Below are 11,561 nucleotides of genomic sequence, written 5' to 3' on the forward strand. Positions count from 1 at the left end.
GCGCCGAGACCTCGCTCGCCGCGCTCCCGGCCGCCGTCCTCGGTGAGGAACCGCAGACGGCGGTGCGCGGCGGGGAGATACGGGCGGCCCGTCTCACCCGGGTCCGCGCGGACGAAGCGGCCGAACGGACCGCCCCCACCTGGGACGCGTCCGGCACCACCCTGGTCACCGGCGCCACCGGCACCCTCGGGCGCCTGGTCGCCCGGCACCTGGTCGTCGCCCACGGCGTACGGCGGCTGCTGCTGGTCAGCCGCAGCGGCCCGGCGGCCGACGGCGCCGCGGCGCTGCGCGAGGAACTGGAAGCCCTGGGCGCCGACGTCACCCTGACCGCCTGCGACGTCGCGGACCGCGACGCCCTGGCACGGCTGCTCGACGCCGTCCCCGCCGAACACCCGCTGACCGCGGTGGTGCACACGGCCGGCGTCACCGACGACGGCGTGATCACCTCCCTCACCCCGGACCGGGTCGACCGGGTCCTCGCCGCCAAGGTCGACGCCGCCCTCCACCTGCACGAACTCACCCGGGCGCACGACCTGTCCGCGTTCGTGTTGTTCTCCTCCCTCGCCGCCACCTTCGGCGGAGCGGGCCAGGCGAGCTACGCCGCGGGCAACGCCTTCCTGGATGCCCTCGCCGCGGACCGCCGTGCACAGGGTCTGGCCGGCCAGTCCCTGTGCTGGGGGCCGTGGGCCGAGGTCAGCACCATGACCGGCAGGCTCGGTGCCTCCGATCACGCCCGCATCGCCCGGGGCGGCGTCGTCCCGCTGACGTCCGAGGACGGCCTCGCACTGCTGGACCTCGCCCGGACGTACGACGACGCCGTGCTGGTGCCCGTGCAGCTCTCCGTCGCCTCCTCCACCGACGCGGCCGAGGTGCCGCCGCTGCTGCGGGACCTCGTGCGGCACCGGCGTCCCGACGCCCGCCAGCTCGCCGCTGCGGCCGCGCCCCCGGCATCCGGCATCGTGGCCACGGCCGAGCGGCTCGGCCGGATGTCCCGCCCCGAACGCGAGCGTTCGCTGCGGGAACTGGTCCGGAACGAGGCCGCTCTCGTCCTCGGCTACGACACGCCGGACCTCGTCGACGTCGAACGCGGCTTCCTGGAGATGGGTTTCGACTCGCTCAGCGCCGTCGAGCTGCGGAACCGGCTCGGCAAGGAGACCGGCCTGCCGCTGCCCGCGACGGTGCTGTTCGACTACCCGACGCCCAACGGCCTCGCCGGACACCTGAGCGAGATCTTCCCGTCGGACGCCGAGCGCGCGGTCGCCCCGATCCTCACCGAACTCGACAAGCTGCGCGTCAACCTGCCGGACACGGCGGACGACACGCTGCGCGGAAGGGTCGCGGACACGCTGCGCACACTGCTGGCCGAGGTGACGGGCGACGAGGCCGCCGCAGCCGGTCCGGCCGCGGCCGAGCCCGCCGACCGCTTCGCGGCGGCGAGTGACGAGGAGATCTTCCGGTTCCTCGACGACGAACTGGAAGCGTGAGATCGGCGGTGCGCCAGCGCACGCCGTGGAAGAGGGCCAACCCGGCCGGAGGGGCGACACATGAGTGAGGAACGGCTCCGCGAGTACCTCAAGCGGGCGAGCGCGGACCTGCACCGCACCCGTCAGCGACTGGGCGAACTCGAGGCGCGCAGTTCGGAGCCGATCGCCGTGGTCGGCATGAGCTGCCGGCTGCCCGGCGGGGTCGAGTCGCCGGACCAGCTGTGGCGACTGCTGGACAGCGGCACGGACGCCGTCTCCGCCTTCCCCACCGACCGCGGCTGGGACGTGGAGGCGCTCTACGACCCGGACCCCGACCGTCCCGGCACCACGTACGCCACCGAGGGCGGATTCCTCCACGGCGCCGCCGAGTTCGACCCCGAGCTGTTCGGCATGAGCCCGCGCGAGGCGCTGGCCACCGACCCGCAGCAGCGGCTCCTCCTCGAAGCCTCCTGGGAGGCCATGGAGCGCAGCGGCATCGACCCCGTCTCGCTCCGCGGCAGCCGCACCGGCGTCTACGTCGGCGTGATGTACAACGACTACGCCACCCGCATCCAGCACCCCCCGCGCGGCATGGAGGGCTATCTGGGCAACGGCAGTTCGCCGTCCATCGCCTCGGGGCGGGTCGCCTACACCTTCGGCCTCGAAGGGCCCGCCGTCACCCTCGACACGGCGTGCTCCTCCTCCCTGGTGTCGCTGCACCTGGCGTGCCAGGCGCTGCGTGCCGGGGACTGCTCCCTGGCGCTCGCCGGCGGCGTCACCGTGATGTCCACGCCTGTGACGTTCGTGCAGTTCGCCCGGCATCGCGGCCTGTCCCCGGACGGCCGCTGCAAGTCCTTCGCGGACGGAGCCGACGGCACCGGCTGGGGCGAGGGCGTCGGCCTGCTGGCCCTGGAACGCCTCTCCGACGCCCGCCGCAACGGCCGCCCGGTGCTCGCCGTGATCCGCGGCACCGCCATCAACCAGGACGGCGCCAGCAGCGGACTCACCGCACCCAACGGCCCGTCCCAGCAGCGCGTCATCCGGCAGGCGCTGGCCGACGCCCGGCTCACCGCCGGCGACGTGGACGCCGTCGAGGCGCACGGCACCGGCACCACCCTCGGCGACCCCATCGAGGCCCAGGCCCTGCTCGCCACCTACGGGGCCCAGCGCCCGGACGGCCGGCCCCTGTGGCTCGGTTCGGTGAAGTCCAACCTCGGCCACACGCAGGCCGCGGCGGGCGTCGCCGGCGTCATCAAGATGGTGCTGGCCCTGCGGCACGGCAGGCTGCCCCAGACCCTGCACGTGGACGCCCCGTCGCGGCACGTGGACTGGTCCGACCGCATCGGGCTGCTCACCGAGGCGCAGCCGTGGCCCGCGCAGGACCGGCCGCGCCGGGCCGGCGTGTCCGCGTTCGGCGTCAGCGGCACCAACGCGCACGTCATCGTCGAAGAGGCGCCCGCCCCGGCCGAGGAGAGCCCGCAGGACGAGCAGAAGCCGGCCCCCGGCGACCGGCCGCACGCGCGCACGCTGCCCCTCGTGCCGTGGCCCGTGTCGGCGAAGACGCAGGACGGCCTCGCCGCGCAGGCGGAACGGCTTGCGGCCGGTGTCTCCGGCCTCGACGCCACCGACGTCGGTCACTCGCTCGCCACCACCCGCGCCGCCCTCGAACACCGCGCGGTGGCACTCGGCTCCACCCCCGAGGCACTGCACGCCGGCCTCGCCGCCCTGGCGACGGACGCGAGCGACGAGACGGACGCGCCCGCCGAGCCGACCGGGCCGAGTACCGTCCGCGGACGCACTCTCGGCGGACCGGTCGCCTTCCTCTTCTCCGGCCAGGGCTCGCAGCGCGCGGGCATGGGCCGCGAGCTCTACACCGCCTTCCCCGCCTTCGCCACCGCGCTGGACGAGGTGTGCGCGCACTTCGACGGAGGCGCGCGGCCGGCGCTGCGCACTGTCATGTTCGAGGACGGGGACCTGCTCGACCGCACCGAGTACACCCAGCCGGCGCTGTTCGCGCTCGAGGTGGCGCTGTTCCGCCTGCTGGAGTCGTGGGGCGTGCAGCCCGACCACCTGATCGGCCACTCCATCGGCGAACTCGTCGCCGCCCACGTCTCCGGCGCCCTGTCGCTCGCCGACGCCTGCCGGCTGGTCGCCGCACGCGGCCGGCTGATGCAGGCACTGCCCGCGGGCGGCGCCATGGTCGCCGTCCGCGCGAGCGAGGACGAGGTCGCGCCTCTGCTCGGCGACGGCGTCTCCCTCGCCGCCGTCAACGCCTCCGGCTCAGTGGTGCTGTCCGGCGACGAGGACGCGGTGCTGCGCGCCGCCGACCGGTTCGGCGACCGCCGCACCCGCCGTCTCACCGTCGGCCACGCGTTCCACTCGGCGCGCATGGACCCGATGCTGCGTGAGTTCCGCACCGTCGCGGAGTCGGTGGAGCACCACACTCCCCGCATCCCGGTGGTGTCCAACCTGACCGGCGAGACGGTGGAGGAGTTCACCGCGGACCACTGGGTGCGCCACGTGCGGGAACCGGTGCGGTTCGCCGACGGCACCGCCACCCTGCGCCGGCTCGGCACCCGCAGGTTCGTCGAACTCGGCCCGGCGGGACCGCTGTCCGCCGCCGTTGCCGACGACGTGCCCGCGGACGTCGTCGTGCAGCCGCTGCTGCGCAAGGACACTCCGGAGTCCACCGACCTCGTCCGCGCCCTCGCCCGGCTGTGGACGGCCGGCGTGCCGGTCGACTGGCGGCGCTTCTACGACGGCACCGGCGCCGCACGCGTCGACCTGCCGACCTACGCCTTCCAGCACAGGAGGCTGTGGCTCGACTCCGTCGTCACCCGCCCCGACGAGGCCGACAACCACCCGCTGCTGGACGCCGGACGCGACCGCGCCGACGCCGGGGGAACCGTCTTCCACGGCGAGCTGTCCGTGCGCACCCATCCCTGGCTCGCCGACCACCGGGTGTCCGGCCGCATCCTGGTACCCGGCACGGCGTTCCTCGACATCGCCCTGCACGCCGGTCACCTCACCGGCTGCCCCGGGGTGGACGAGCTGATGCTCGTGCACCCCCTGGTGCTGGGGGAGACGGACCGGGTCGCGCTCCAGACCGTCGTCGGTGCCGCCGACGAGGCCGGGCGCCGGCAGATCACCGGCTACGCCCGCCCGCACGACGCCTCCGGCCAGGAGTGGACCCGCCACTTCGAGGGCACCCTCGGCCCGGACGCCGATCCCGAGCTGGACGCCGAGCTGGCCGACGCGCACGCTGTCTGGCCGCCCGTCGGGTCCGAACCCTTGGACACCGCCGGACTGTACGACGAACTCGCCGACGCGGGCCTCGCCTACGGCCCGCTCTTCCGCCTGCTGACGGGCGCCTGGCGCTGCGGCGACGAGATCCACGCCGAGGTGCGGCTGCCCGAGGAGAGCCACGTCGACGCGGAACGCTTCCGCCTGCACCCGGCGCTGCTCGACGCCGCCCTGCACGCCGCCGCTCTCGACGGGGCCACGGACGGCGCCGTGCCGTTCACCTGGTCCGGCGTGGCCGTGCGCGCCATCGGCGCCGCCGCGCTCCGCGTCACGCTCCGCCGCACCTCGGACCAGGTGCTCGCGCTCACCGCCACGGACGGGACCGGCACCCCGGTCCTGAACGTCGAGTCGCTGCTGGTCCGGCCCGTCACGGAGGACGGACTGCGGGAGCGCCCGCGCACCCGGCCTCGGGACGCCCTGTTCCGCATCGACTGGCAGGAGCTCAGCGTCCCGGCGTCCCAGGACGGGGCGACGCCCGGGGAGACGCCCGTCGTGGTGGACCTGCCCGGCGCCTCCGACGACCTGCCGGACGACCCGCACCAGGCCGTACGCGAGGCCCTGCACCGCACCCTCGCGCTGGTGAAGGACCAACTGGCGCGCCCCGCGGGCGAGGATGTGCGCTGCGTGCTCCGGACGCGCGGCGCTGTGGCCCTGCCCGGGGACACCGCTCCCGACCCGGTCGCCGCCGCCGTGCAGGGCCTGGTGCGTTCCGCCCAGTCGGAGAACCCCGACCGCTTCGTGCTGGTCGACGCCGACGACACGGGCCCCGGCGCCACCCCGCCTCCCGCGCAGATCCTCGGCCGCGACGAGCCCCGGCTCGCGCTGCGCGACGGGCGCTGGTACGTGCCCCGGCTCGTGCGCGTGCCGGCGGAACCCGAGCAGGCCGGCACCCCGTTCGACCCGGACGGCACGGTGCTCGTCACCGGCGGCACCGGCCGGCTGGGCCGCGCCCTGTGCCACCACCTGGTGGCCACCCACGGCGTACGGCACCTGCTGGTCACCAGCCGGTCCGGGCCGCACGCCGCCGGCGCCGCGGAACTGCGCGGCCTCGACGCCGATGTCACCGTCGAGGCCTGCGACATCGCGGACCGCGCCTCGGTGGAACGCCTCCTGGACGCCGTCCCCGCCGAGCACCCCCTGACCGCCGTCATCCACCTGGCCGGCACCTTCGACGACGGCATCGTCCAGTCGCTGACCCCGGAACGCATCGACGCCGTGATCGCCCCGAAGGTGGCCGGCGCGCTCCACCTGGAGGAGCTGACCCGCGACGCCGACCTGGCAGCGTTCGTCCTCTTCACCTCCGCCGCCGGTACCTTCGGCGGCCCCGGACAGGGCAACTACGCGGCGGCGAACGCCTACCTGGACGCGTTCGCCGAACGCCGCCGGGCCTCCGGCCTCCCCGGCCTCTCCCTGGCTTGGGGGCTCTGGGAGGGCGAGGACGGCATGGTGGGCGGGCTCACCGAAGTGGACCTCGCCCGCGCCGGCAGCATCGGCGTGCTGAGCCTGACCGGGCCGGAGGGCCTGGCGCTGTTCGACGCGTCCCTGCACCGCGACGAAGCCGGACTGGTGCCCGTGGCGCTCGACTTCACCGTCCTGCGCCGGCAGGGCCCCACCCTGCCCGCGCTGCTGCGCGGACTCGTCACCCGGCGGGCGACCCGCTCGCGCGGCGCCCGCCGTACGAAGGCCATGATCGACGTGGTCCGCGACCGGGTGGCGGCCGTGCTCCGGCACTCCTCCGGCGGGACCGTCGACCCCGAGAAGGCCTTCTCCGAGCTGGGCTTCGACTCGCTGATGGCGGTCGAACTGCGCAACCGGCTCAGCGAGGAGACCGGAGTACGCCTGCCCGCCTCGGTCATCTTCGACCAGCCGACGCCCGCCGCGCTCGCCGCCTACCTGGAGGCCGCCTCGGCGGACCAGCACGCGGACGCCGCCGCACAGGCCCCGTCGGCACCGAAGCCGTCGCGCCCGGCCGATGACGAGCCCCTGGCCATCGTCTCCATGGCCTGCCGCCTCCCCGGCGGGGTCGAGTCGCCCGAGGACCTGTGGGACCTCGTGCTCCGCGGCGACGACGCCGTGGTGCCCATGCCCGACGACCGCGGCTGGGACCTCGGCCGGCTCTTCGACTCCGACCCGGAACAGCACGGCACCAGCTACGTGCGCGAGGGCGGATTCCTCACCGACGCCGACAAGTTCGACCCCTCGGTCTTCGGCATCTCCCCGCGCGAAGCCCTCGCCATGGACCCGCAGCAGCGGCTCCTGCTGGAGTCGACCTGGGAGCTCTTCGAACGCGCCGGCATACCGCCCCGCTCCCTGAAGGGCAGCCGCACCGGCACCTACGTCGGCCTGATGTACACCGACTACCCGATCCTCCTGCACGGGCGGCAGCACGACCTGGAAGGCCACCTCGGCAGCGGCACCGCCGGCAGCGTCGCCTCCGGCCGCGTCGCCTACACCTTCGGGCTGGAGGGCCCGGCCGTCACCGTCGACACCGCCTGCTCCTCCTCCCTGGTGGCGATCCACTGGGCGGCCAACGCGCTGCGCGCCGGAGAGTGCGACCTGGCGCTGGCAGGCGGCGTGACCGTGATGTCCACCCCCACCGTCTTCCAGCAGTTCAGCCGCCAGCGCGGCCTGGCGCCCGACGGCCGCTGCAAGCCGTTCGCCGAGGCCGGGGACGGCACCGGCTGGGGCGAGGGCCTCGGCCTGATCCTGCTGGAACGCCTCTCCGACGCCCGCCGCAACGGGCGCCGCATACTGGGCGTGATCCGCGGCTCCGCCGTCAACTCCGACGGTGCCTCCAACGGCCTCACCGCCCCCAACGGCCCGTCCCAGCAGCGCGTCATCCGCCAGGCCCTGCAGACCGCTGGCCTCGGCCCCGGCGACGTCGACACCGTCGAGTCACACGGCACCGGCACCCCGCTCGGCGACCCGATCGAGGCGCAGGCCCTGCTGGCCACCTACGGCCAGGGCCGGTCCGCCGAAGCGCCGCTGCTGGTGGGCGCGCTGAAGTCCAACCTCGGTCACACCCAGGCCGCGGCCGGTGTCGCCGGGGTCATCAAGAGCGTCATGGCCATGCGGCACGGGACGCTGCCGAAGATCCTGCACCTGGACACCCCCTCGTCCAAGGTCGACTGGGACGCGGGCGCCGTACGGCTGCTCGCCGACCACCAGGCGTGGCCCGCCACCGGCGGTCGTCCGCGCCGCGCCGCCGTGTCGTCCTTCGGCATCAGCGGCACCAACGCCCACGTCATCCTGGAGCAGCCCGCCCCCGAGGACACCGAACCCGCCCCCGCCGAACCGCGGGAGACCGGGCCCGCCGCCTGGACGCTGTCCGCGCCCACCGCCGCCGCGCTGCGCACCCAGGCCGCCCGCCTGCTGCCCGCCGCCCGCGAACTGGAACCCGCGGACGTCGCCCTGACCCTCGCCGCGGGTCGCTCCGCGCTCGACCACCGCGCCGTCGTCGTCGGCGCCGACCGGGACGGACTCCTCGGCGGCCTCGCGGCACTCGCCGCCGGAGAGCCGTCCGGGCACGTCGTGGAGGGCGTCGCCCGTCCGCTGAGCCGGCCGGTGTTCGTCTTCCCCGGCCAGGGCTCGCAGTGGGCCGGCATGGCCGCTGACCTCCTCGACGCCTCACCGGTCTTCGCCGAGCACGTCGCCCGCTGCGAAACGGCCCTGTCGGAGTTCGTCGACTGGTCGCTCACCGACGTGCTGCGCCAGGCGGACGGCGCCCCCGGCCTGGACCGCGACGACGTGGTGCAGCCCGCCACCTTCGCCGTCAACGTCTCCCTGGCCGAGCTGTGGCGCGCCTACGGCGTCGAACCCGCCGCCGTCGTCGGCCACTCGCAGGGCGAGATCGCCGCGGCCTGCTTCTCCGGCGCCCTGTCGCTCCGCGACGCCGCCCGCGTCGTCTGCCTGCGCGCACAGGCGATCACCACCCTCGCCGGCGGCGGCCTGCTCTCCGTGGAGGCCGCTCCCGCCGATGTCGAGGAGCTGCTGCGGCCGTACTCCGGCCGACTGCACGTCGGCGTCGTCAACAGCCCGCGCGCCGTCGTCGTCTCCGGCGACGGCGACGCCCTGGACGCACTCGCCGCCCACTGCGAAGCGCAGGGCGTCCGCACGAAGCGGGTACCGGTCAACTACGCCTCCCACTCGCCGTACGTCGACGAGATCGAAGGCCGTCTCGCCGAGGCGCTGGCCCCGATCACCCCCCTGGAACCCGAGGTGCCGTTCTTCTCCACGGTCACCGCCGACTGGGCCGACACCGAGGACCTTCCGCTCGACGCCGGCTACTGGTTCCGCAACCTGCGCAGCCCGGTCCGCTTCGCCGACGCCGTGCGCGCCCTCGCCGAGCAGGGCTTCGGCCCCATGATCGAGGCGAGCTGCCACCCCGTGCTCACCGGCGCCGTCACCGAGACGCTCGCCGACCGCGAGGACGTCGTCGCCGTGGGCTCGCTGCGGCGCGACGACGGCGGACTCGACCGCTTCCTCACCTCCGTCGGTGAGGCACACGTCGCCGGAACTCCCGTCGACTGGAACCGCGTCCTGGTCGGCACCGGGGCGCGCCGCGTCGACCTGCCCCCGTACGGCTTCGAACGGCGCCGCTTCTGGCCCCGGCTGGAGGACCACCCCCTCACCCACGAGGAGGCGGACCCGCAGGAGACCGCGTTCTGGCGCGCCGTGGCCGCCGAGGACGCCGAATCCGTCGGCAAACGCCTCGACCTGTCGCCGCAGCAGCTGGAATCCGTGCTGCCCGCCCTCTCCCGCTGGCACAGCGGCCGGCGCCTCCGCTCCACCCTGGAGGGCTGGACGTACCGCACCGCGTGGACGCCCGTCACCCCTTCCGCCACGGAGCCGCCGGCCGGCACCTGGCTGGTGCTGCGCGCCGAGGGCGACGGCGGACACGCCGCACTCGCCGCCGAGGCGACCCGTGCCCTTTCTGACGGCGGCGCGGACGTCGTCGAGCTGGTATTCGGCGCCGGGAAGACCGACGTGGCGGCGCGCCTGCGGGACGCGCTGGAGGGCGCGCGGCCGGCCGGCGTGCTGAGCCTGACCGCGTTCGACGAGACCCCCACCCCCGGCGACGGCGTGGTGCCCGTGGGTCTCGCCCAGCTCCTCGCCACCGCCGCCGCCCTCGAGGACCTCGGAGTGGACGCACCGCTGTGGGCGGCGACCACCCAGGCCGTCGGGACCGGGCCGCAGGACCCGCCCCGCCACCCCGCCCAGGCCCTCGCCTGGGGCGCCGGCGTGGTCCTCGGACTCGACCTGCCCCGCACCTGGGGCGGCCTCGTCGACCTCCCCGGCACCCTCGGCCCCGACGGCGCCGAGCAGCTCCGCGCGGTCCTCACCGGCGCGACCGGCGAGGAACAGCTCGCACTCCGCCCGGACGGCACGACCGCACGACGCCTGGTCCGCGCCCCCGCCGAGACGGAACTCCCGCCGTGGCAGCCGCGCGACACGGTGCTCATCACCGGCGGCACCGGAGCCCTCGGCGGCCACCTCGCCCGCTGGGCCGCCCGCTCGGGCGCCGCACGCGTCGTCCTGGTCAGCCGCCGCGGCGAGGCCGCCGACGGCATGCCGGAGCTGCGCGACGAACTCTTCGACCTCGGCGCCGAAGCCGTCGTCGCCGCCTGCGACCTCACCGACCGGGACGCCGTCCACGCACTGTTCGCGAAGATCACGGTCGACGGCCCGCCGGTGCGCGCCGTGCTGCACGCGGCCGGCACCAGCGGACGGCAGGGCACCGTCTCCGACCTCACGGTCGCCGAGACGGCCGCCGTGCTCGGCCCCAAGGTCGAGGGCGCCCGCCACCTCGCCGAGGTCGTCGACGCCCTGGACGAACAGCCGGACGCCTTCGTGCTGTTCTCCTCCGGCGCCGGCGTCTGGGGCAACGCCGGCCGGGTCCCGTACGGCGCGGCCAACGCCTACCTGGACGCCTTCGCCGCCGCGCGCCGCGCCTCCGGACTGCCCACCACGTCCCTGGCCTGGGGCGCGTGGGGCGGCGGCGGGGGCATGGTCGACGCCGACACCGGCCGGTACTTCCAGCGGCTCGGCATCCGGCAGATGAACCCCGACCACGCCGTGCAGGCGTGCGCCGACGCAGTCGGCCGGGGCGAGGGCGCACTCGTCGTCGCCGACATCGACTGGAAGGCGTTCGCCCCCGCCTACGCCGCCGCCCGCAGGCGGCCGCTGCTCGACGGCGTCGCCGAAGCCCGGGACGCCCTCACCACCACCGGCGACACCGAGACGGAGGACGGCGGCGAGCCGGAACTCGTCCGGGAACTGGCCGGCTTGAGCGCCGACGAGCGCGAGCGGCGCCTCGTCGACCGGCTGCGCCGAGAGGCCGCCGTCGCGCTGGGGCACGAGTCCGCCGCGGAGATGCGCGCCGACCGTCCGCTGCGCGAGCTGGGCTTCGACTCGCTGACGGTCGTCGCCCTGCGCAACCGCCTGTCCGCGGTCACCGGCCTGAAGCTCCCCACGACCCTCGTCTTCGACCACCCGACCTTCCCCGAACTCACCCGCTACCTGCTGACGCGCCTCTACCCCGCCGACGACGGCGCGCCGGTCCAGAGCCCGGAGGAAGCGGCCACCTGGGCCGCCGTACGGTCCATCCCGCTCAGCCGCCTGCGGGAGAGCGGGCTGCTGGACGCCCTGCTCGAACTGGCCGCCGCTCCCGGGCAGTCCGATCCGGCCGCGTCCCGGGACGGCTCCGCCGAACCCGACCGGGACTTCGACGACATGGACGTCGCCGACCTCGTCGAGCTGGCCCTCGGCACCGACAACGACTCACAGGAACACTGA

Annotated in this window: 2 protein-coding genes (1 of these 2 only partly in view); both read left to right on the plus strand. The window is 75.4% G+C overall.

Annotated elements, in window-relative coordinates; genetic code table 11:
* A protein-coding gene (locus tag E4198_RS18120; protein WP_168711465.1) for a type I polyketide synthase crosses the window boundary here: on the plus strand, window positions 1-1,484 show its 3' portion. The gene continues 13,411 nt to the left of window position 1, outside the view; only the last 1,484 of its 14,895 coding nucleotides appear in the window; its start codon lies off the left edge, out of view; it ends in the stop codon at window positions 1,482-1,484.
* Between the two features lie 60 nt (window positions 1,485-1,544).
* Window positions 1,545-11,561: a type I polyketide synthase gene (locus tag E4198_RS18125; RefSeq protein WP_136184091.1), complete on the plus strand. Its 10,017-nt coding sequence runs from the start codon at window positions 1,545-1,547 to the stop codon at window positions 11,559-11,561.

This window comes from Streptomyces sp. RKND-216 (assembly GCF_004795255.1).
GTDB classification, from domain to species: Bacteria; Actinomycetota; Actinomycetes; order Streptomycetales; family Streptomycetaceae; genus Streptomyces; species Streptomyces hazeniae.